The sequence below is a fragment of the Nostoc sp. DedQUE08 genome (assembly GCF_034530895.1).
GTDB lineage: Bacteria > Cyanobacteriota > Cyanobacteriia > Cyanobacteriales > Nostocaceae > Nostoc.
Genome location: NZ_JAVRCD010000085.1, coordinates 1 through 21889, shown reverse-complemented (window position 1 = coordinate 21889; position 21889 = coordinate 1). Strand labels below are relative to the sequence as shown.

At 41.1% G+C, this 21889-nt stretch carries 19 protein-coding genes; 9 read left to right on the top strand and 10 right to left on the bottom strand.

The window, feature by feature from the left end:
• Positions 1-144: 144 nt before the first annotated feature.
• Complete coding sequence (locus RMY64_RS33610) at positions 145-2091, bottom strand: amino acid transporter (protein ID WP_322675405.1); 1947 nt, start codon at positions 2089-2091, stop codon at positions 145-147.
• A 518-nt stretch (positions 2092-2609) separates the two neighbouring features.
• Here RMY64_RS33610 and RMY64_RS33605 point away from each other — a divergent pair.
• Complete coding sequence (locus RMY64_RS33605; protein ID WP_322675406.1) at positions 2610-3452, top strand: Rpn family recombination-promoting nuclease/putative transposase; 843 nt, start codon at positions 2610-2612, stop codon at positions 3450-3452.
• 67 nt (positions 3453-3519) lie between these two features.
• Here RMY64_RS33605 and RMY64_RS33600 read toward each other — a convergent pair whose 3' ends face one another.
• Complete coding sequence (locus RMY64_RS33600) at positions 3520-4596, bottom strand: PIN/TRAM domain-containing protein (protein ID WP_322683435.1); 1077 nt, start codon at positions 4594-4596, stop codon at positions 3520-3522.
• Positions 4597-5001: 405 nt separating this feature from the next.
• Here RMY64_RS33600 and hemW point away from each other — a divergent pair, with 405 nt between their 5' ends.
• The gene (hemW, locus tag RMY64_RS33595) at positions 5002-6183 is read left to right on the top strand and encodes a radical SAM family heme chaperone HemW (RefSeq protein WP_322702310.1); all 1182 of its coding nucleotides are present in this window, start codon (positions 5002-5004) and stop codon (positions 6181-6183) included.
• Positions 6184-6193: 10 nt separating this feature from the next.
• Entirely contained in the window at positions 6194-7081 is an 888-nt protein-coding gene (locus RMY64_RS33590; protein ID WP_322689177.1) for a UTP--glucose-1-phosphate uridylyltransferase, read from the top strand.
• 200 nt (positions 7082-7281) lie between these two features.
• Here RMY64_RS33590 and RMY64_RS33585 read toward each other — a convergent pair whose 3' ends face one another.
• The gene (locus tag RMY64_RS33585) at positions 7282-8676 is read right to left on the bottom strand and encodes a hypothetical protein (RefSeq protein WP_322702309.1); all 1395 of its coding nucleotides are present in this window, start codon (positions 8674-8676) and stop codon (positions 7282-7284) included.
• A 275-nt stretch (positions 8677-8951) separates the two neighbouring features.
• On the opposite strand from RMY64_RS33585, the gene RMY64_RS33580 reads away from it, so the two are divergent.
• The 3 genes from RMY64_RS33580 (at position 8952) to RMY64_RS33570 (ending at position 11421) form a co-directional block, all read left to right on the top strand.
• On the top strand, positions 8952-10076 hold the full coding sequence (locus RMY64_RS33580; RefSeq protein WP_322702308.1) for a THUMP domain-containing class I SAM-dependent RNA methyltransferase: 1125 nt from the start codon (positions 8952-8954) through the stop codon (positions 10074-10076).
• Positions 10077-10427: 351 nt separating this feature from the next.
• Positions 10428-10694, top strand: coding sequence for a hypothetical protein (locus RMY64_RS33575; protein WP_322683440.1), 267 nt, complete (start codon positions 10428-10430; stop codon positions 10692-10694).
• A 460-nt stretch (positions 10695-11154) separates the two neighbouring features.
• A complete protein-coding gene (locus tag RMY64_RS33570; RefSeq protein WP_322675413.1) occupies positions 11155-11421 on the top strand; it encodes a hypothetical protein in 267 nt (88 codons plus the stop codon).
• Between the two features lie 3 nt (positions 11422-11424).
• On the opposite strand, the gene RMY64_RS33565 is transcribed toward RMY64_RS33570, so the two are convergent.
• The 7 genes from RMY64_RS33565 to RMY64_RS33535 form a co-directional block, all read right to left on the bottom strand.
• The gene (locus RMY64_RS33565) at positions 11425-11664 is read right to left on the bottom strand and encodes a hypothetical protein (RefSeq protein ID WP_322702307.1); all 240 of its coding nucleotides are present in this window, start codon (positions 11662-11664) and stop codon (positions 11425-11427) included.
• The gene (locus RMY64_RS33560) at positions 11636-12517 is read right to left on the bottom strand and encodes a hypothetical protein (protein ID WP_322675415.1); all 882 of its coding nucleotides are present in this window, start codon (positions 12515-12517) and stop codon (positions 11636-11638) included. The genes RMY64_RS33565 and RMY64_RS33560 overlap by 29 nt, the downstream gene beginning before the upstream one ends.
• A 611-nt stretch (positions 12518-13128) precedes the next feature.
• Positions 13129-14739 carry an NAD(P)/FAD-dependent oxidoreductase gene (locus RMY64_RS33555; protein WP_322702306.1) on the bottom strand — a complete coding sequence of 537 codons (1611 nt, stop codon included), beginning with the start codon at positions 14737-14739 and terminating at the stop codon, positions 13129-13131.
• A gap of 202 nt (positions 14740-14941) precedes the next feature.
• Entirely contained in the window at positions 14942-16432 is a 1491-nt protein-coding gene (locus tag RMY64_RS33550) for a helix-turn-helix transcriptional regulator (RefSeq protein WP_322702305.1), read from the bottom strand.
• Positions 16433-16713: 281 nt separating this feature from the next.
• Positions 16714-17418, bottom strand: coding sequence for a hypothetical protein (locus RMY64_RS33545; protein WP_322702304.1), 705 nt, complete (start codon positions 17416-17418; stop codon positions 16714-16716).
• A gap of 392 nt (positions 17419-17810) precedes the next feature.
• Entirely contained in the window at positions 17811-18293 is a 483-nt protein-coding gene (locus tag RMY64_RS33540) for a hypothetical protein (RefSeq protein ID WP_322675419.1), read from the bottom strand.
• Positions 18294-18422: 129 nt separating this feature from the next.
• Positions 18423-18878, bottom strand: coding sequence for a CAAD domain-containing protein (locus RMY64_RS33535; RefSeq protein ID WP_322702303.1), 456 nt, complete (start codon positions 18876-18878; stop codon positions 18423-18425).
• Between the two features lie 617 nt (positions 18879-19495).
• Here RMY64_RS33535 and RMY64_RS33530 point away from each other — a divergent pair.
• The 3 genes from RMY64_RS33530 to RMY64_RS33520 all read left to right on the top strand — a co-directional run bounded on the left by RMY64_RS33530 (position 19496) and on the right by RMY64_RS33520 (position 21669).
• On the top strand, positions 19496-20359 hold the full coding sequence (locus RMY64_RS33530) for a DUF2382 domain-containing protein (RefSeq protein ID WP_322675421.1): 864 nt from the start codon (positions 19496-19498) through the stop codon (positions 20357-20359).
• A gap of 282 nt (positions 20360-20641) precedes the next feature.
• Complete coding sequence (locus RMY64_RS33525; RefSeq protein ID WP_322702302.1) at positions 20642-21079, top strand: hypothetical protein; 438 nt, start codon at positions 20642-20644, stop codon at positions 21077-21079.
• Between the two features lie 68 nt (positions 21080-21147).
• Positions 21148-21669 (top strand): hypothetical protein, encoded by a 522-nt coding sequence (locus RMY64_RS33520; RefSeq protein WP_322675423.1) that lies wholly within the window; start codon positions 21148-21150, stop codon positions 21667-21669.
• Positions 21670-21889: the final 220 nt, after the last annotated feature.

Genomic DNA, 21889 nt, shown 5'->3' with positions numbered 1-21889 from the left:
ATTTGAGGTAAAAGCTGCGATCGCTACTTCTATCACCGAAACAGTGCTGAGTGCTGAGTAACGAGTACTGAGTAAAAAAGTAATAATCGCACTCAGCACGGGCTAAACCTTAGCTTTCCGCTAACAGCACTCAGCACTCCTCAATCAACCCCCAACATGAATACCAGGTCGCATCTGGGGATTCTTTTCAGCCCTACGCAGTACTTCACGGGTAACTACAGCAATGTCACCTTCGCCAAACAAGATAAAACGCAATAGGTATTGTATGGGATTTCCCTCAACCCAGCCGAAGTAAGCATGGGGAATCTTACCAGTTTGGTCGCGAATGTAAAGTAGTAAAGCTGCGATCGCATTCGGTACTGCTGCACTTTCAGCCCGGAGGATGCGATAATCGCCAACTTGCACCCCTTTTACTACGATTACATCCGCAAATTCCGAAGCATCGGATACATGGATTTCTAGAAACAGAATTGGATCGTTGGCTGGAATATGATTGTCTTCGCGTACCTCTTTTTCTTTCATAAAATACTCTAGGACATCGCCTGTATTCAAGCGATTTGCAATCAGTCGTATTGTTCCCTCGCTATCTTCGGCAAAGAATTGCCTAGCAAGTTCGTCAATTTCAATTCGCTCTGCCCGCAGTTCTGTTGAACGCCAAACACGAGAAACCAGCGAGGTAAAAATGATCGCACCGATGAAAAACCCAGCAATCCTAATCCCTTCTGGTCTTTCGATGATATTAACAATGGTGGTATATAAAAATAGCAGTGTAATGATGGCAAAAACGAGTCTGGCCCGCTTCTGTCGGTGACGGTGGGCTGATAAGGTGACGGCAAAGGCGGCTGAGGTGATCAACACCAGTACACCAGTTGCATAAGCCCCACCTTGGGCTTCTACACTTGCTTTAAAGATAATTGTGACAACAAAAGCGATCGCTGTGTAGACTAACACCAAAGGTCGGGTTACTCGTGCCCAATTGGGCGCCATGCCATAGCGTGGTAGGTAGCGAGGCACGATATTTAATAGCCCTGCCATTGCAGATGCACCTGCAAACCACAAAATAGAAATAGTACTTAAATCGTAAATTGTGCCAAAGCCATTGCCCAAATACAAATGTGCCAAATAAGCAAGGGCCCGTCCGTTAGCTTTGCCCCCCGATGCAAATTCTGCGGGTGGAATCAATAGAGTGGTTATAAAACTGGTGGTAAGCAAAAAGAAGCTCATAATTAGAGCAGCAGTGGTGAGCAACTTGCGTGTATTCCGAATCCGCCCTTTGGGATGCTGCGAAGTGCTGTTACTGCTACCTTTAACCAGGGGCATAACGGTAACACCAGTCTCAAAACCTGACAATCCCAGTGCGAGTTTGGGGAAGATGAGGAGAGAGATGCCGATTAGAATCAAAGGGTTAGAATGGCGTGCAAAAAGTGCAGTTTGCCAATTCGGAATCGTTTCTGTGTGATTTAATATCTGATACACACCGACGCCAACGACAATCAAGTTTAACAGCAGATAAGCTCCCACCAAAACTACTGCAATCCCAATGGCTTCTCGGAAACCTCTCAAGAAAACTGCACCTAGTAATGCAACTAATATCAAGGTAATTGCGATCGGCTGATTGTGAAGCCAATGTGGTGTCAGCGGATTTTCGACGATATGGGCTGTGGCATCAGCAGCTGACAAAGTAATTGTAATAATAAAGTCAGTTGCCACAAACCCAAGTAAGCACAGTACAAGTAATTTGCCTTGCCACCAGGAAAGTAAATGCTCTAACATTGCGATCGACCCTTCACCATGAGGGCTTTCGGCAGCAATGCGTCGATAGATTGGCAACGCTCCAAACAGCGTCAGCAAAACCAGAATCAAGGTAGCTATAGGAGAAAGAGCGCCAGCTGCCAGTGCTGCAATCCCAGGTTGATAACCAAGGGTAGAGAAATAATCTACACCAGTCAAGCACATCACCTGCCACCAAGAATGCTGGCGATGTGCTTCTTCCTTGCGGTAAGGCCCTTTTTTCTCTTGTCGGTTTTCTTCAAGCAACCAGTGGATTAACTGACTGCCGAGCCGTTTTGTTGAAACAATTGATTTAGCCATCAAATACGGTTGTGTTGCAAAAGTCGGCTTTGTGATTTTTTAAAGCCTTCGTGGTTTATTAAAATTTTTAACTACAAAGGCATAGCACTATTATCGTATGTTAAGCATCCTGTCCCATTTACAAAATATATAGCAGTAGTTCGTAGTCGTCTACCAGATCGAGATCGGTTGCAGGTTTTAGTATAAGAATAATCAATACTGCAACTGTATATTTTGGGATTAACGCTTTTGCGCTCTTAGCACCTTTAAGCCGTATAAATTATAAAAAACGACGCTGCGAAACTTGGTATGTACGCAATCAACAAATCAACCCTAAAATAAAAGTCACTTTTAGTTATATGATGTTTGTGTAAATGACCACAAGATAATTAGCCTGCTAATCTATAACTCTGTTTGTGTAGCCGCAGACTTTAGTTTGATAGAATTATGGGCATATAGTCGAACACAATATACAAACAATGTATTAGATAGGTTTCTAGCATCATGCGAACCCATGTGCACCAACTACACTAATTCAGATGTTTGACAATATCTGCAAGTTTTTAGTTGAGAACTTCTCCAGTGACTTCGCTACATGGTTATTAGGCGAATCTATTAATTTAACAGAACTAAGTCCAAAAGAATTATCTCTCGAACCGATTCGGGCTGATGCTGTAATTCTGTTGCAGTCGGAGCAAAGCATATTGCATTTGGAATTTCAAACCCAAGTCGATGCAGAAATTCCTTTTCGGATGATTGACTATCGATTACGAGCATATCGCCGCTTTCCAGACAAAGCAATGCATCAAGTTGTAATTTACCTCAAGCAAACAAATTCAAATTTGGTGCAACAAAATACATTTACAATTCCTGGGACACGACATGAATTTGCAGTTATCAGACTTTGGGAACAACCTACAGAAGTATTTTTGAGAACACCTGGACTCTTACCTTTAGCGGTCTTAAGTAATACAATCGATCCAGAAGTTATACTTACCGAAGTTGCACGGGAAATTAACGGGATTACAGAATTAAGAACTCAAAGCAATATTGCTGCTTCTACAGCGATTTTAGCTGGTTTAATATTAGATAAAGAGGTTATTAAACGAGTTTTGAGGTCAGATATTATGCGCGAGTCAGCGATTTATCAAGACATTCTACAAGAAGGTAAAGCTGAAGGCAAGGCTGAAGGTAAGGCCGAAGGTAAGGCCGAAGGTAAGGCCGAAGGTAAGGCCGAAGGTAAGGCTGAAGCGTTACTCGAAGTGGCAAGAAATCTATTTAGTACTGGTATGCCATTAGAGGCGATCGGCAAGGTGACAGGGTTATCAATTGAGCAGTTACAGTATTTACAGGTAAATGAGTCTCGTGAGTCCAATCAATAAATAATCGGTGCAGGTTAACTGCACCGATTAGCAAGTGTCACTCGAATTGAACAAACATCCCATTGTTTCACGCCAATGCTGAAGCTTGGGGTTTGGCAAAAATCATTCTTCCTGCTGTAGTTTGTAAAGCACTGGTAACTACTACTCGCAGTTCACCACCCACATAACTGCTACCTTCTTCAACAACTACCATTGTGCCGTCATCTAGGTAGCCAATGCCTTGACTGGGTTCTTTGCCTTCCTTGAGGATTTTTAAATCCAGGTTGTCGCCAGGTAAATAACTGGGACGGACGGCATTCACTAAATCATTCACATTCAAAACAGGTACTTTCTGAACACTGGCGACTTTAGACAAGTTGTAGTCGTTGGTTAGCAGTGTGCCGCTAATTTCTTGGGCGAAGCGTACTAACTTGGCATCCACTGTGGGAATATCTTCGTAGTCAATTGTATTAATCAGGATGCGATCGGGATAATCTTCCTTAATACGATTGAGAATTTCTAGTCCTCTCCTTCCCCGCACCCGTTTTTGGTCTTTGCTAGCATCCGCTACTTGTTGGAGTTCTTGCAAGACAAACTGCGGTACGAGAATTTGCCCTTCTAAAAACCCTGTTTCTAGTAAGGCTTCAATACGACCATCAATAATACAGCTAGTATCTAGAACTTTGGTATTGGCTGGTTTTAATGTTCCTTCCACTACCATCGATTCAACGGTGTTGGGATTAATGAACCGCAATAAGCCTCGCCCGTGGGTGTCTGCCAAATTCATGCCAGTGACGGAGAGGATGATACTACCGACAACTGCCACCAATGGCTTAATAAATCCAAAATCCGCCGGGATCGGGAGCAAAAATAGTGGGGCTAGCATCAGGTTGGCTAGTAATAGCCCAATCACTAAGCCAATGGCACGAGTTAAAATCGCTTCCAGAGGCATTTCTTTGACTTGTGATTCTAGGCGACGATATGTCGTCTGGAAACTCAGCCCGATCGCACCACCAATAATAGCGGCAAAGACGGCAACAACTAAGCGTAAAGCTTCTAGATTCGTTACCTGATCTAGGGTGCCATTGGGTAGTAGTTCAATGCTGTAGAACCCTATTCCCGACGCTGCTAGGATAAATGAGAAAATAATAATGGCGTCAAGCATGGTTGTCTTGTTTTCCTGTAACTGTGTTAACCGATAAAGTTAAGTATTTTTTATTTTATCGGTAAGATAAACCTATCAACATTGACTTACACTAAGGTTTTAGGCTGACAATATCTGCAATTATTATAACTAAAGGTTTTTATCTTAATATTTTTCATTGTTTTGTTGTAAAAAGACAAAAACTTGTAAATAAACTACTTATTTTGTAAGAATTCAGAATCCAGAATCTAAAAGTCAGAATTAAGAAGACTTTGATACCTAAACTTAATAAGTTTAATAAAATCAAGAAGTCATTACACGCTTGATTTGACAATTATTCTGGCTTTTGACTCCTGACTCCTGAATTCTTATCTCATTTTCATTGTCTCTAATTCGCAGTTGGATTAACTTAAAACTTTTCTCAAAATGAGTAAAACATTTAGTATTTCTGGAATTGCGAGTTCTGCTTATGTGCATATTCCCTTTTGCAGACGGCGCTGTTTTTATTGTGATTTCCCGGTATCTGTTGTGGGCGATCGCTTGCGGGGCGAAACATCTGGTACTATCTCCCAATATGTTGAGGTGCTATGTCAAGAAATTGCCATTACACCAGCATTTGGTCAACCTCTGAAGACAATTTTCTTCGGTGGTGGTACTCCTTCGTTGCTCTCAGTAGAGCAGCTACAACGGATACTGACAGAGCTACAGAAGCATTTTGGGATTGCGTCTGGGGCAGAGATTTCTATGGAAATTGACCCAGGTACCTTTGATTTAGCCCACATAGCAGGCTATCGCAATGCAGGCGTGAACCGGGTAAGTTTGGGCATACAAGCCTTTCAATCAGAATTATTGCAAAAGGCGGGGCGATCGCACTCAGTTGAAGATATTTTTGCAGCTGTGGAACTAATCCACCAAGTCGAGATTCCCGTATTTAGCTTAGACTTAATTTCTGGGTTGCCGCATCAGTCTTTAGATCAATGGCAAGATTCCTTAGAAAAAGCCGTGGCGATAGTACCCACTCACATTTCCATTTACGATCTTACCATCGAACCAGGTACAGCCTTTGGTCGTTATTACAAACCTGGCGATACTCCTTTGCCTACGGATGAAGCCACAGTCAAAATGTACCAGATGGGGCAGCAGGTTTTAACTAGTGCAGGTTATGAGCATTATGAAATTTCCAATTACGCTCAACCTGGTTATCAGTGTCGGCATAATCGAGTGTATTGGGAAAACCGTCCTTATTATGGCTTTGGCATGGGTGCGGCGAGTTATGTTCAGGGGAAACGCTTCACTCGTCCGCGTAAAACTAAGGAATATTACCAGTGGGTACAAGCTGGGGGTGTAATTGATTGTGATGTAACCCCCCCAAAGGAAGTATTGTTAGAAACGTTAATGTTGGGGTTGCGTTTGGCAGAAGGTTTGAGTTTGGCGGCGTTGGTAGAGGCGTTTGGCGAAGAGAAGGTGGAGGAGATTTGTCGGTGTTTGCAATTGTATTTTGAAAAAGGTTGGGTGGAAGTTGCACAGGGAAGATTGCGTTTGATCGATCCCCAAGGGTTTTTGTTTTCTAATGTGGTATTGGCAGAATTGTTTGAGAAGTTGGGCTGACGAACTGTTTATGCAAAAAAATAAAGTTAGAAAAGCTGTAATTCCGGTAGCTGGTTTCGGTACTCGTTTGTTTCCAGCTACTAAAGTTGTCAAAAAAGAACTTTTCCCGATTATCGATCGAGATGGTAGGGCAAAACCTGTGATTCTTGCAATTATTGAAGAGGCAATTAGTGCTGGAATTACAGAAGTAGGGATTGTGGTGCAGCCAGATGACAAAGAAATATTTGCAGATTTCTTGAAAAACCCACCCAAAAAAGAGCTTTTAGAGAAACTTTCACCACAAAATCAAGAATATAGCCGATATCTCGAAGATTTAGGTAGCAGAATTACCATTCTGTTACAAGAGGAACAATTAGGCTATGGTCATGCAGTATTTTGTGCCAAGGATTGGGTACAAAATGAACCGTTTTTGCTCATGTTGGGCGACCACATTTATGCATCTGACATTGAAAAGTCTTGTGCTAGTCAAGTTTTAGATGTTTACGAACAAGTTAATCAAAACGTTGTTGGCTTAACTACAATGCCAGCAGAAATTATTCATCAAGCTGGGTGTGTAACAGGAGTTTGGCAAGAGTTAAACTCGATTTTGTCAGTTAGACAACTGTATGAGAAACCGACTATTGAGTATGCACAACAGCATTTACGTGTAGAAGGAATGTCAGAAAATAATTTTTTATGTATATTTGGCTTATATTTACTAACGCCGAAAATTTTTGACTTTCTCGCAGAACATATCAACCAAAATTTCCGAGAACGAGGTGAATTTCAGTTAACATCTTGTCTTGAACAATTGCGTCAGGAAGAGGGAATGACAGGATATGTTGTTAAAGGCAAGTGTTTTGATACAGGTTTGCCAGATACTTATCGGCAGACAATGATTGATTTTAGAAAAATATAGATTAATCTTAGTTCAATTTGTTTATCTGGGAGGCTCTCACTTTTTAAAATAGTTCAAATAGATAGTAGTCTATTGAGGTAAGCAGAGGCATCTTGAAAATATAACGTTTAATTTGCTCCTGGCGATCGCCTCTTTTTTTGTTAAAGCAGTTTTCAGGTAGATGGGTTACAAAATGCAGGACTCTAAATCAAACATAAACCTTAAAAAACTACCTCAAAACTAGCGGTAGTTAGAGTAGGAAAAGAGGTAGCATCCAATTGTGCAAATTTACCCCCGGAATTAATCTCAGCAAAATCATCCGCCGAACCATTAGGGTTATAAAAGAGACTACCATTTGCGCTATTATAAACGATCGCGGCACTACTACTTGCAGCTAAAGTATCGTTTGTGACTGTGGCAAAGTCTGCGGAATCTAATTGAGTCGGAAAGACTGAGTTACTTAGAGCTGTAAAGGTAGATTTAGATAGTTGGATCTTGTCTTGCTCAGGATTGAAGTCACTAATAACATCAACTCCGAGTTCCCTAATATTAAACTTCGATCCTGTTGCAAATCCAAACTTATCTGAACCAGCGCCTCCTTCTAGTAAGTCATCCCCACTATCTCCCTGTAGGTAATCGTTCCCTTGATTCCCGCTCAGAATATCTTTTCCACTACTGCCAAAAAGAATATCATCACCTCTGCCCCCCAGAAGGTTGTCGTCACCACTACCCCCATCTATTTTGTCTGCACCAGTTCCACCAAAAAGGATGTCAGAACCTGCCCCCCCATCAATGTAATGATTACCAATAACCCCAGAAAGCGAAATACTGTCATCACCATCCCCAGCAAAAATAACTTTATCGCCAGCCGAAAAATCCGCTCTACTAAAGGTATCGTCTCCCTTGGTTGTAGTGACATCAGTACCGATCGCATTTCTAGCTCGAGCAACTGCCTCTTTTATGACATCAGCAAGATTTTCACTTGTAGAACCAAGAGTTAGTACACCACCTCGACCAAGCTGGGTAACTAGTGTCTCGTAATTGGCTGCAACATTACTTGTAGTTAGAAAAATTGGAATAATGTTATTTGCTTCTAGCGCAGTTTTTACTTGTCCGACCTGTGGATAATCTTCAAAAGCATCAGCTATCCCATCTCCATTATTGGCAATAGTATCACTTGGAAGAACTGCTGCGCGATCGCCGGCAACGTGATAAGTACCATCGGTGGCTATTAGAATAACACGAAATGAACCTACTCTGTAACCAAGACTGCCGCTATTTAAAGCTGCGAACAAGAGTGCAAATAATTGTGATTCTGGCCCATCATTGCCACCAAAAGCTTGAAAGTTAAAGATTTTGTCTTTAATTGTTGTGACATTATTTGTCAAAGGGACTTCTGGTTGATATACATAGTCAGCGTAACCTCCAAAAGGCGCAAGTGGCTTATCCTTGAAAGAGGCAATACCAAATTTCAGGTCATCACCAAATATATTTGCTAATGCCGGGTTGGTTAAGCGATTTACTGTCGCCGGAAGTACAGTTTTCAGCTGGACTAAATTCTCGTCAGATGACGATGTTAAGTCTTGCAGCAGAATAATATCAGATACTAAACTCACAGTTTTTCCCTCTGACTATTTTTATTCATGGGTTGTATTGCAAAGTGCCTGAATGCTATTTCAGCTTGATATTAGCAGGGTTAATTGATTTAAGATAGTACTTAAACTGAAGAAAATATAATCTCTTTGAAAAAATATTTGCTGTGTTCTGACTCCTGCCTCTACCCTACTTAAAGTTATAGTTGCAGACTTAACGAGAGAGAATGTTACAAGATATAAGTTAAGCTAAAGTGCGTCAATGGGTGAGCAGTGAAGATAATGCTTTGGATTAGAGGATGAATCAGTATTTTGCAACGGTTGCTCGCGGATTAGAAACCCTTGCGGCTCAGGAGTTAGAGCAACTGGGTGCCCATTCCGTAGAGCCGGGGTTTTGCGGTGTAGCCTTTGAGGGCGATCGCACTTTACTTTATCGCGTCAATCTCTGGGCTAGGCTGCCGTTCCGAATCTTGGTGAATATCGATGAGTTTCCATGCCTTGATGCCAAGGATCTCTATCGCGGTATCCAAACTATCGATTGGCAAAACTATCTGACGCCAGATATGACGCTGGCGGTGAATGTCACGGGCAAAAACGATCGCCTCAACCACAGCCACTTCACATCTCTTCAGGTGAAAAATGCGATCGTTGACCAACAAAAAGAAAATCTGGGCGAGCGTTCAAATGTAGAGCTTCATGAACCAGATGTGCGGGTTAATGTTCATATTGAACGCGACTTTTGTACCGTTAAACTCGACAGTTCGGGAAATAGTCTGCATCGCCGAGGCTACCGTCCGGCGGTGGGAGTAGCCCCTCTCAAAGAATCTCTGGCTGCTGCCCTGATTCAACTTTCAAGTTGGCAACCAAACCAGATGTTCTACGATCCTCTGTGTGGATCTGGCACTTTACCTCTGGAAGCTTGCTTAAAGGCACTAAATATCGCACCAGGACTGTTTCGCGAATCCTTTGGATTTGAAAATTGGCTTGATTTTGACCTGCCCCTTTTAGAAAAGCTGCTCCAAGAAGCTAAAGACAGCCAACTTGATAGCCTGAGCGCACCTATTTGGGGAAGCGATCGCGATGAAAATATAATTGAGCAAGCGATTAACAATGCTCAAAATTGCGGCGTTGATAACCATGTATGGTTTTCTCAAATGGAACTTGCCGATGTTGTCGCCCCCGCAGATAGTGGGATTTTATTCTGCAATCCACCTTATGGCGAACGGCTGGGGCGAGATCGCGATCTAGGAGCATTTTACAAACTTTTAGGCGATGTGCTGAAACAACGCTTCAAAGGCTGGACTGCCTTTGTCCTCAGTGGCAACAAGGAACTGTCTCAATCGATTGGACTAAAATCATCCCAGCGAATTGCGGTGTACAACGGAACGCTGCCTTGTCAGTTAATGAAATATGAGTTGTATTAAGAAAATTGTCGGTTTGTAGTATGTTAAAGGCGATCGCTCTCAACTACTTCTGCTGAGTAAAAAATACATTGCCTGAAAATTTTGTGACACTGGGGATGTGCTGTATTATTGGAGTTTGTAAGAACCGCGACCTAAATCTGCTGTTGCATGGCATTGGCTATCTCGATAGATTCAATCTGAATCGGTGATATTTTTAATACTCTTTAAGAAATTTAAATTAAGTCAAACAAACTTGAAACTATGTGTAAGTCTATATTTTAGCAGTTACTGTAACAACTTTTGAAACAAGTGGCAGTATAATCAATGACTGACAATCTGCAATTTATTTATCGTTAGAAGGCAAGGCTATTTATGTCAGACCAATTCACCTTTACCGTTACCAATAAAACTGAATTGGCAATTACAGAGTTGTGGGTATCTGTAGATGATAAAGAGTGGGCTTCGTTTAACTTGGGTGAGTTAGGGATTCCAGCAGGTGAAACAGCAACAATTGCTTGGGCTGAATATACGAATGGTTCGCCTTGTGAATGGTACATCTCTGCTGTATTTGAAGATGAATCAGAAACTGAGTCAGCCTTATTTAACTTCTGTAAAGAACCAGATTTAACAATCAAATAAATTCTGCACTGCGATCGCCACCGGAAAGGGCGTGTACGCCATCGCGCTTGATACATGATTGCATATCGATTCCAGACATAAAAATAAAAGCCCTACCTCGAAAGTATCTAAGTGCAGCTTGATATTAGAATTAACATGTCCCTTTTAGAGAAGTTGCTCGAAGAAGTTAGGGACAGCCTGTGAAACGCCCTGACTGCGCCTATTTGGGGAAGCGATCGCTCTCAACTATTTCTGTTAGATCGTAAAGACGCGATAAATTATTGTAGAGACGGCGATTCATCGCGTCTTACCTGTGATATTTTTAATACTCTTTAACAAAATTAAATTTAGTCAAAAAAAGATTGAAACTATTCCTGAATCTATATTGTGGGAGTTTGCATGACAACGCTTTAAAAAAGTGGCAGTATAATCGGTGACTGACAACCTGCAATTTATTTATAGCTAAAAGGCAAGGCTATTTATGTCAGACCAATTCACCTTTACCGTTACCAATGATACCGAACAAGCAATTACAGAGTTGTGGGTATCTGTCGATGATGAAGAGTGGGCTTCATTTACCTTGAGTGACTCAGGGATTCCATCGGGTGAAACAGTAACAATTGCTTGGGCTGAATATACGAATGATTCGCCCTGTGAATGGTACATCTCTGCTGTATTTGAAGATGAATCAGAAACAGAGTCAGCCCTATTTAACTTCTGTGAAGAACCAGCTTTAACAATCGGATAAATTCTACACTGCGATCGCCACCGGAAAGGGCGTGTACGCCATCGCGCTTGAGGCATGATTGCATATCGATTCCAGCCATAAAAATAAAAGCCCTACCTCGAAAGTATCTAGGTGGGGCTTGATATTAAAATTGACATGAGCCACAAGCTTAGTTGGTGGTGCGTTCAAATCTAGCTGCTTGAGTAAACAAACAAAGCTGGCTTTGTTATTTGGCCTAATTTGTCGGGCTGAAACAGGTTTCATCCTTGCCGATCAGACAAAGCTGTTTCTGACCTAGATCGGTTTTGAATTTCACCTGATAAGTTTCGTTTTCCGCAGGCAAAGTTTTCGTGTAGTTATTCGCTCTGTCGCACGAAAAGTCACGAGTGAAAGTTGCTGGAGACCAGTTAAGTGTCATCGTACTGCCGCTCAGACTGGCTTTTCCTTTTCGAGATTGGAAAATTTGCTGGTTGCAGCTACCGTTCATTACGTTCATTATTCCTGTAAATTCGACCGTTCCGTTCGGCAAAAATTGATAAGTGAAACGCGAACCGTTCGATCCGATATATGTACCATTCGTACTTATAGCACTGTTTCCGGTACGCGTCCAAACCCATTTTCCAACTAACGACGAAATCTCTCCAACGCTACCAGATGAATCATCAGTATCATTTGAAGCAGTTTCGCCCGCGTGAGCGCTATCGTAAACAGACAGCAAAAGTTTAGCTTCCGCATCATTCGGTAAATTTCGTAATTGCCCTACAAATTCTCCGTTAAATGCCTGCCGAATCCGGCTTTGTTCCTCTTCGGTCTTAGCAAGAGCTTGTGTATAATTGGAAATTAGATTGTCAATGCTTTTTCTAGTTCCATCTGGGTCTTTGCGAAACTCATTTAATTTTATTGACTGATATTCATTACGCTGCTCGCTAGTGAATTTTCCTGAAAAGACCCATTCGTAAAAAGCGATAACTTTGTCAATATCAGATTTGTTGAGAGATTCGTTTTGAGCCGTTACTAAAACTTTAGTTCCAGCAGCTTGGGCAGAAATCTTTATAGTCGCTCCGTCCATCAAAACGATAGATAAAAATAAGATGGAAAAATATTTGAATTTGTTCATTATTACTATAATTCTGTTGCCATGAAATTAATGTTCCCTGTGAATGGGGAGTTTATATGCAAATTTACACCTGTAAGTGTGCGAGGCATTAGTTAGGTTGCGATGAAATTAATTGTAAACGTTTAGAGGGTATAAATAATAATAAAAATACCCAAGGCTAAATAATTCGTATTACGTTCGCAAGCTGCCAGAACTTATCAATAGTTAAATCAAGCTATTATAAATGCACTTAATGCATTGACTAAAAATGACATTAGGTCTAGTCCAATATAGAAGTGATTTCTGTACAAATCAGGAATATCTATACTAGACTTATTGCATTTGTCGGGAAAAGGTTCTGTATTGTCCCTTTCCCCTTTAACATGAGTCCCTTTTCCCCAAGAGTGCAAAAAGCACTTTTGCAAGAGGTCTACTCAGTAAGCCAATTAGTTGTAGAAGCAGGTATATGTCTATTTGCTGGATAAAGTTCGACTGAAATTAAGTTGTTAATTGTTGTAATAGTACCTGCAATACAACTTCATTTAGAAACTTTCTCTCAACTCAAAATCGGATGCTGAGACTGACTGCGTAGTTTACCACCGTAGGCATCGCATTCACTATTTTAGATTTTACTAATTGCAATTCCTCAAAATACTTAAAGCCACCGCCTCCGCCACCTTAATACCATCGATACCAGCCGAAAGGATTCCCCCGGCGTATCCCGCTCCTTCACCAGCCGGATAAAGACCGACTGTATTTAAACTCTGATAATCCTCTTTGCGTTTAATCCGAATTGGTGATGAAGTGCGGGTTTCTACCCCAGTCAACACAGCATCATCCATCGCAAATCCTTTAATTTGTTTGTCAAAAGCGGGAAGGGCTTCACGAATGGCTGCGATCGCATAATCTGGTAAACTCTCACTCAAATCACCCAAATGTACCCCAGGTGTATAAGACGGTTTAACTGTGCCAAATGCTGTAGAGGGGCGATGGTTGAGAAAGTCTCCCACCAACTGCCCTGGAGCTTCATAAGTTCCACCGCCTAACTCAAATGCTCGTTCTTCCAAGCGCCGTTGAAAGTCAATTCCCGCCAAAGCATTCCCCGGATAATCTTCAGGGGTGATGCCGACAACGATCGCACTATTGGCATTGCGCTCATTGCGAGAGTATTGGCTCATCCCATTGGTGACGACTCGCCCCGGCTCTGATGTAGCTGCAACTACCAAGCCCCCCGGACACATACAAAAACTATAGACAGAACGACCATTTTGACAGTGGTGAACCAGTTTGTAATCAGCAGCACCTAAAAGCTTATGACCCGCCTGAGCGCCGAAACGACATTGGTCAATGAGATACTGGGGATGTTCGACTCGAAAGCCGATAGAAAATGGTTTCGGCTCTATGTAAACTCCACGATTAAATAGCATTTGGAAAGTATTACGGGCGCTATGACCTACCGCCAGAACGACATAATCGCTGGCGATATATTCCCCACTGGCGAGGGTGACTCCCCGCACCTGTCCATTTTCGATGTTGATATCTTCCACTAGGCTTTGAAAGCGAATTTCACCGCCGAGGGATTCGATTTTGGCACGCATACTTTGGACGATTCCCACCAGTTTAAAAGTGCCAATGTGCGGTTTGTTGATATAGAGAATTTCTGGTGAGGCTCCCGCATTGACGAGTTCGGTTAGCACCTTGCGCCCATAGTGCTGAGGATCTTTGACTTGACTGTAGAGTTTGCCATCGGAAAATGTACCCGCCCCACCTTCGCCAAACTGGGCATTAGATTCGGGGTTGAAGTCTGATTTTTTCTTCCAAAAGCCAAAAGTATCAGCAGTGCGATCGCGAACTTGTTTGCCACGTTCTAAAACGATCGGACGAAAGCCCATTTGCGCCAGCATCAAACCCGCAAATAAGCCACAAGGCCCAGTACCAATCACGATGGGGCGAATCGTCAAATTGCTTGGTGCTTGTGCCACTGGGCGATAACTCATGTCTGGCGCGATCGTCACATGAGGATCTTTTTTCAGGCGCTTGAGTAGATGAGTTTCCTGAGTCGTTTCTACATCCAGAATATAAACAAGGGTAATCTCTCCTTTCTTACGGGCATCGTAGCTACGCTTGAAGATGGAATAGCTAATCAAATCTTCGTCCGTGATTTGCAGCTTTTTGAGGATGGCAGTCTTGATCTCATCTTCAGGATGATCGAGCGGGAGCTTTACTTCTGTTAGGCGTAACATAGCGAGGAGAAATGCATACTGTCTATCAAAATATTAACAACAGAGGCAGGAAGCATGACGAATACTGCCTTTTGCCGAAACCTTAGATAAACACTAACTTTTCACGTCATGGAAAAACTTAACGTTCCTCCCGACACAGTTGCAACGAGTAATAATACGTAGCAATAATTACCTCAGAGAAACAAGAAAAGTTTAGTTGAAATCAATACCTGTTAAGGTGTAGTTCCAATGTATTGAGCAACTTAGGCAAGTCCTTTTGAGAAACCTGACGTGTACCCGTCTCGACTGCATCAACCCAGGAAACGCTTTTCTCCATCGTTGTAGCAAAAAATGCTCTAGACCAACCTTTTGCTTTTCTCGCTCCTCTAATGACATTACCTGATAGAGGCTGGATATTGTTTGCACTCAGCTGATTCGAGTCCACAGTCAAGCGTTCCTGTACTTCTGCTGGTAAATGAAAACGCCATCTAGAATTGAGTATTTGATTCCAGTAACCTATAGGTCTTTTAGCAGCTTTGCTGCTTGTTAACCAAGCTGGGCCTGTTTCGAGTTCTGCTTGCCATCCAGCTTCTTTGACAACTTTCAAGTCAGTTTCCAAATCATCAGCCATTTGCCGTCTAAGCTGTCTGTCTTGCTCTGCCGTTGACACTTTGTCTGCACCGTAAGCAATCTCCATCAGAGTCTTGCCCATTACACAATCTTGGAATTCCGGTTTGATTTGGAAGGTTAGCCAAACTAGCATTCTAGCCGCGCCAGCATTTTGTTTACCAATACTAAATAGTTTCTGTACGGTTTTCTTGGTAATAATTCCAGTGTGGTAGTGATATTTAGATTTATTGAGGAAGTATTTTGTCCATACTCCAGCTTGACCTATCACCTTTAAACCCACTAGCTTGTTATTGCCAGCTTTATCTGTTTCAAAATCTCGTATTATGCTGATGTCCCAAATCTTTAAATCAGCAACAGTAAAAGCTCCTACTTTCCCTTGTTTAGGCGATGCAATACAAGCTAGTACTTGAGCAGGTTGGCGTAACAAGGAGTACAAAATACTCAATTTTTCATGCTTGCATAAATCCCTGCGTTTCACAAGCCCTGTGTATTCAAGTAGTTGCTTGTCATCAATTACAAAATTACCTGACCAAGGTTTATCTAAGCTAGCTACTAAGGCACAGTAAATCAGGTGAATAGCACACGCCCTTGGATCAAATTCGTTTATAACAACTAAAGCTGCCTCTTCTGCCAGTGTTTCTGGTTGTGGAGTTTCGGGATTATCTGTTACATAGTAAAAGATTTTTCCTTTTCCAATTTCAGCTTCTCTTTCATAACTAAAAGTATTATTTACTTGACCTTTCCATGACAGATTCATTTTTTGAGATAATACTTCGGCAACTCCATACAAAACTAGCGACAATGCAGCAACATTAGTCTTACTATCAGGAAATAAAGAAGCTTTTTTGAATTGCCGAGGTTTTGCTGAATCTTGGTAATTTAATTCTAAGTTTTGCTCAGATTTATTAACTCTGTCTTGAAGAGTAATTTGCTTTGATGATTGAGTAGTTGGGTCTTCTAAAAATTCTTCATCAAGAGCAACGTTAGTTTCTTTTTGATTTGGATTACGGGAAATAGTAATTCCCATGACCTGGTGAAATAGATGCAAAAGTTTACTATATAATGTTTTTGCTAAGTGTTTCATTTTCCTACTACCAATTTGCTGCTCACATAGGTAATTTACAATGATGAAATAAATAAAGCCTGAGTTTCTTCTAGTTGACCTTGCTAGAATATAACTCTCAGCTGCTTTGAGTCGCTTTAAACGATCGCCAACAATGCAAAAGATTTTCTACTAGGTGATACCAATCTAATAAAAAGTGGTCAAGTAAAAAAATTTGATTTTTACTTGACCATAATTATCAGTGATGAGTTCAAGCTTTCACTGATTGTAATTACGAATTGCAGCTTTGCTGCTTCAGGTTACTAACGGTACTGTTGGTCAGCCGGATCTCCATACGGGTCTTCGCTAGCTGGACGGACGTTACCATACTGCCTGTAATCCGCCGGATCGCCGTAGGGGTCTTGGCTAGCTGGGCGGACGTTACCATACTGTCCGTAATCTGCCGGATCGCCGTAGGGGTCTTGGCTAGCTGGACGGACGTTACTATACTGCCCGTAATTTCCTTGGTTGCCTCTTTGCATCAACTTTTTCATAGCTAGGGCGGCGATACCAGCCATCGCTCCCTTCGCTAATGGATTGCTCATAATGTTACCACCTTGACCACCTGTAAAGCTCCCCACAGCACCACTCATAATTTGACTGAGTATATCTGGTTGTTGCTGGTGAACCCGGCCTGTCGTTTGAGCAAGATAATTTGGGTCTTGAAAGCGATCGTCTATACCATCTTGGTTTAGATCGGGAAAATTCAAGTTTGAAGAGCGCGTCTGCTGTTGAAGAGAGCGACCAAATTGCATCCGCTCTTGTGGTGACATCCGACTAAAGGCTTCTTGTGCAGATTCCTGATAAAGGTCTGGAGGTAACTGTCTAGATACTTGCTGATAACGGTTTAAAACTTCTTCATCTGAGTATCCCTCATGAGGTAAACCTTGCTCATAGCGGTTGACAAAATTGCGGTAGTCATTTTCTGGAACCTCACCGCCACCGAATATTTTTTCTAATAAATTCATTTGTGACTCCTAAACTGTGATTTTACTAAACTATCAACGGTAAAGTAATTACTTTCAATATAGTAATTGTTATATTTTTTAAAAATCATCTATCAAAGGTTACTCTTACTTTGATAAAAGTATAACTATTAGTATATAAAACTCCGGTTTGAATTTTGAAAGCATCCTGAAACTCAAAACCCTGTTGTACAAAAAATAGAGGTCAAAATCTTTTCAACAATTAAATAAAATTTCTATATACTCGTATAAAATTTTAAAAGAACCTTTTGTGAAAAAATATAATAATACTTAATATTATACTTATGAGTATTATTAACTTTAAATCCAAAAAAAGTTTCTATTAAAAAATAGGATGACGATTAAACGTCATCTATTTATAATCTGTAAAAAAATTAATTTGTCGGAACAGTACCTGCACCCAAACCCCTTAAGTCTCGCCCTGTGGGACTATTGTTATATCCTTGAAAGTCCCGGTATTGTTGTGCCTCCTCCTCTGGAACACGAATGCCCTCTTGTGGCGGTGTTACCCAGACAGGGCGATTTTGAGCATCTCGATAATAAACACGCCCATTCTTAGAAAGGTAGTGTTTCCCCTGCGCTCCCGCTCCTTGGGCATTCTTTCGCTGATTGTAAAGGTAGTAAAGTCCAGCAGCTCCTGCCAAGATTGCCACTTTCTGCCCTGTACTTAATCCCCTTTTAGCTTGGGGTTGATTTACGGGGGCGCGATTATTTAAATTTCTCCCAACAGTATCGTCAATTGGAGGTTGCGTAGCATTTTGGGAACCTCCGCCGCAGCTAGAAAGCAGAGGGATTGTTAGCAATGTTGAAAGAAATACTGTTGTTGTCAGCGAAGCTAATCTATTTGTCTCGATCATACATTTTCTTTTCCGGCTAATTTAGCTGATATGGTATAAGAGCCTACAGTTTTATACAATGGTCAAGCAAAATTTAGCTTTTTACTTGACCAAAAGTTCAGATACACTGTATCCGCCACGATACTTTAGTTAGCTTAAAGTCTCTGATTCTTCTCTGCCTAGAATTTGTTTTTTAAGCAAGCGAATTTCTTCTGCTAGTTCTTGCCGAGTCGAATTTTTGAGCAAATAGCGGGAAGTAAACCAAATTGTGTAACCAAGTCCAATTAATTGGAGAAATGGAGAAACTAGGGGAATATCATTTATGGCGTTGAGTACCGCTAGAAAAATTCTTAGCGCCGTAACTGTTATCACAAGCAACGCAAAGCTGATAATCAGCAATTTGTATTCTTGGTAGAAGCTACCTATGTACTCAGGTATTTTTGCCAAAAATATAGAAATCTGCCTACCATTTTTTTGCCATTGTTCTTCATTTTCCGAGGCGGGCGGCAACATTGCCAGGTTTCCAGACTCTGAACCTTTAAGTGCTTTTATCTGGTTTTGGGAGGCAGTATCAACGTACTGATCTTGCTGTAACTCTGTGTCCATAATTATCTCCTGATTTTCTGCAATGAGAGCAGTTTTAAAGTTTACACTTTATTATTATCAATTTTTGCAACACTTGCTTTGCAACTAGATTTCTTAATCCTTAGCGGCACAGCTAAATATTGATTTGCAAATTTGTTAGGACTTTAATAATATTTAGGCATTTTTAAATTTCCTTCTCATCAATCTTTTGGCATAGATTTTGTCTTATAGAAGAGGGATGGAGCAAGTATTACAACTTAAGCAAATAAATCTTTAATAATGTGAAGATATTTGATTTAAGTGTAAGGTGTTAATAAATATATCAAACTAGCTAGGTTTGATAGTATGTATTGATTTAGCTAATTTTAGTTTTGAAATTTACTGCTAGAAACTAGCCACATAAATGCTAGAAACTAGTCACATTATTTACAAAAGTTAGTTTAAATTATTTTTATAATTACTAATACTTAATACTAAAATGTTGTTTTATATCATACTTATGGGCTATGAAAATATATTTAATTACTTCGATTGATTAAATATCCAGATAATTTAAGTCAATCTTCGGAGAGAAGATGTATTTAAACTAAATTGTGTAATTTATAAAAAGACACAGCAAGACTTTAAGGAATAAAATAATGCCACTTCAAAAAATAAGTGAATTTGATCAAGACTACCGTAATACTCTTGAAGGTAACGACATCAAAGGAATGGGTGTGTATGTTCAAGGAACTGATGAGAAGATTGGCACAGTAAATGATGCTGTACTAGATGACCAAGGAGCATTCCGCTATTTAATTGTTGACATAGGCTTTTGGATTTTTGGCAAGAAAATCTTACTACCAGTTGGTAAATCGCGTATTGACTCTACAGCAAACCGTGTATATGTCGTTGGTATAACAAGAGAGCAAGCGGAAAATTTACCTGAATATCAAGAGCATACAACCCTTGACTACGACTATGAAGAACAGGTGCGTGGAAGATATCGCACACCGTCTGTAGAAAGTTCAGCTACGCTTGGATCGACAGTTGGCCGCACTACTCCCAGTCCTGACAGCTACACCTACGCAGACGACGCGGATCTGTATGATGTTAGCGCTCACGAAGACCAAACCTTCAAACTTTACCAAGAAAGGTTAGTTGCTAATAAACAGCGCCGAAAAAGTGGAGAAGTATCGATTAATAAGCATGTTGAAACCGAAACTGCAAGAGTTGCTGTTCCGGTGGAAAAAGAGCGAGTCGTGATTGAGCGAGTGACTTCTCAAGACACAGGCAAAGTTGTGTCTGCTGAAGCGACTGACTTTTCCGAAGGCGAGGTAGCGCATATAGACCTCTATGAAGAAGTTCCAGACATCCGAAAGGAAGCTTTTTTGCGCGAAGAAGTCAAAGTGCAGAAAGTTGTAGACAAAGAAACCGTTGAAGCTCAAGAAACCATTCGACGCGAAGAATTAGATGTTGATACTGATGGAACTCGAATAGAGAATAAAATTGACCGAGGTTAAAACAATTCGCAATGGGCTTCGCCCCGCTACGCTAACGCAATGACGCTCCTACGTCGCTAACGCAATTACCTTTTGTGACGGGGATTTAGATTTAGGCGTTCTATTCGCCCTGCTTGGTAGAAGCTATGCAATTTAAATCCCCACCACTTGTTAACCTACTTAAACTACAAAGGTCATTGTTTTTGAGTTAGTAGGAGTAGATTTTCTATCTACTTCTACTCAAAATTACTTTCACAAGATTGATATTCCAAAAGAGTCATTAGTTTAGATGAGGTGGTTAAATTGAAAATAATTCAACAGTTTCGTCGGGTTTTAACAGCTTTAGCCTTGGTATTAGTACTAACAACGACTGCCGCCTGTAGTGGTACTGTTCAAGCGAAACAACCAACTCAATTACCGTCTGGAACTAGTTATAGTGCCGACTATGCCTTGTTGTCACGCGGTAACAGTGTACAGGGACAAGATTTTGGGAACTGGGTTGTTAGCACAGCCAAGGGAATTGTCCAAGATGCTTATGTACGTGACAACAATAAGTTAGGTGTCGTGATTACGCCTAAAGTTCGTCCGACCGAAGTGCGACCATTAGCAAAATCCTTACTCCAAGGTTTTCACAAAAATTTCCCCAATCAAGACTTAAAAGTTTTGATGTATGCACCAGACAAAAAACTGATTTTGACGGCTCAGTATGATGTGCAATCTCAGCAAGTTGAGTATAAATAAAGACTCACTGTTTTGAGAAAACCTGAGTTAATTCAGTTGATTGCAAGTATAAAAAGGAGACATTTAAAATGAGCAGCAGTGACAAGTATAAACGTGAAATTCTCAACGAGTTGGCTCACGGTAATACAGAGTCTTTAGATGATGTTTCATCTGACCCAACTCAGGAATACCAAAATTTTGATGATTTTGCCCAGCGCTCATCTCACGATCAACGTCGGCAATTGTTTAGTCAATCTTTCAACCATAACAGCATTCCACCAAGCCAACTGGAGCCAGAACTCCAAAAGGCGATCGCTCAGATTAAGCCTAATGAGCGTGATGATGTTGCACGGGCATTTTTCAAACACTTAAAGCAAAGAGGTCTAGACGAGCGCCATCTGGAGCGAGATTTGGGGCTTTCTACCCACAACCCTAACCACATAAGTGCAGATGATCTCAGCAAGGTGGCATCTTTCACATATCATAGCCATCCTGACATCTTCCACGAAGTGATGGCTGAACAACCAGCAATTCTTAAGTTTCTCAGTAATCCAATGGTTGGAGCAGCTTTAGGAGCGATCGCTTCTAAATGGTTTGGTCGTCATAAGTAATATCATGTCCGGTTAAAGACTTATCATTAAGACTGCAAGGGGGCGAAAGAGTTTTCAGGTTTTTGCACAGATAGTCAAGAACACCAAAATCTCCAATTTAGTGGCTTGCAATTTAGATAAAATGTGAGCCACTATTTTTTATTCCAACCTCCTGCCTCATTCACACTAGGACTTACGCATTGACAAGGTTGCCAAGAAGTGAATTCAGGGAAAACAAGGA

What these genes read in the sequence shown, in the direction of transcription:
- RMY64_RS33575 (WP_322683440.1), top strand. Translation starts at nt 10,428, where the DNA reads ATGTCAGACCAATTCACCTTTACCGTTACCAATAAAACTGAATTGGCA.
- RMY64_RS33545 (WP_322702304.1), bottom strand. Translation starts at nt 17,418, where the DNA reads ATGAATTTATTAGAAAAAATATTCGGTGGCGGTGAGGTTCCAGAAAAT.
- RMY64_RS33570 (WP_322675413.1), top strand. Translation starts at nt 11,155, where the DNA reads ATGTCAGACCAATTCACCTTTACCGTTACCAATGATACCGAACAAGCA.
- RMY64_RS33555 (WP_322702306.1), bottom strand. Translation starts at nt 14,739, where the DNA reads ATGTTACGCCTAACAGAAGTAAAGCTCCCGCTCGATCATCCTGAAGAT.
- RMY64_RS33560 (WP_322675415.1), bottom strand. Translation starts at nt 12,517, where the DNA reads ATGAACAAATTCAAATATTTTTCCATCTTATTTTTATCTATCGTTTTG.
- hemW (WP_322702310.1), top strand. Translation starts at nt 5,002, where the DNA reads ATGAGTAAAACATTTAGTATTTCTGGAATTGCGAGTTCTGCTTATGTG.
- RMY64_RS33610 (WP_322675405.1), bottom strand. Translation starts at nt 2,091, where the DNA reads ATGGCTAAATCAATTGTTTCAACAAAACGGCTCGGCAGTCAGTTAATC.
- RMY64_RS33520 (WP_322675423.1), top strand. Translation starts at nt 21,148, where the DNA reads ATGAGCAGCAGTGACAAGTATAAACGTGAAATTCTCAACGAGTTGGCT.
- RMY64_RS33535 (WP_322702303.1), bottom strand. Translation starts at nt 18,878, where the DNA reads ATGGACACAGAGTTACAGCAAGATCAGTACGTTGATACTGCCTCCCAA.
- RMY64_RS33590 (WP_322689177.1), top strand. Translation starts at nt 6,194, where the DNA reads ATGCAAAAAAATAAAGTTAGAAAAGCTGTAATTCCGGTAGCTGGTTTC.
- RMY64_RS33605 (WP_322675406.1), top strand. Translation starts at nt 2,610, where the DNA reads ATGTTTGACAATATCTGCAAGTTTTTAGTTGAGAACTTCTCCAGTGAC.
- RMY64_RS33600 (WP_322683435.1), bottom strand. Translation starts at nt 4,596, where the DNA reads ATGCTTGACGCCATTATTATTTTCTCATTTATCCTAGCAGCGTCGGGA.
- RMY64_RS33530 (WP_322675421.1), top strand. Translation starts at nt 19,496, where the DNA reads ATGCCACTTCAAAAAATAAGTGAATTTGATCAAGACTACCGTAATACT.
- RMY64_RS33550 (WP_322702305.1), bottom strand. Translation starts at nt 16,432, where the DNA reads ATGAAACACTTAGCAAAAACATTATATAGTAAACTTTTGCATCTATTT.
- RMY64_RS33565 (WP_322702307.1), bottom strand. Translation starts at nt 11,664, where the DNA reads ATGAAACCTGTTTCAGCCCGACAAATTAGGCCAAATAACAAAGCCAGC.
- RMY64_RS33580 (WP_322702308.1), top strand. Translation starts at nt 8,952, where the DNA reads ATGAATCAGTATTTTGCAACGGTTGCTCGCGGATTAGAAACCCTTGCG.
- RMY64_RS33540 (WP_322675419.1), bottom strand. Translation starts at nt 18,293, where the DNA reads ATGATCGAGACAAATAGATTAGCTTCGCTGACAACAACAGTATTTCTT.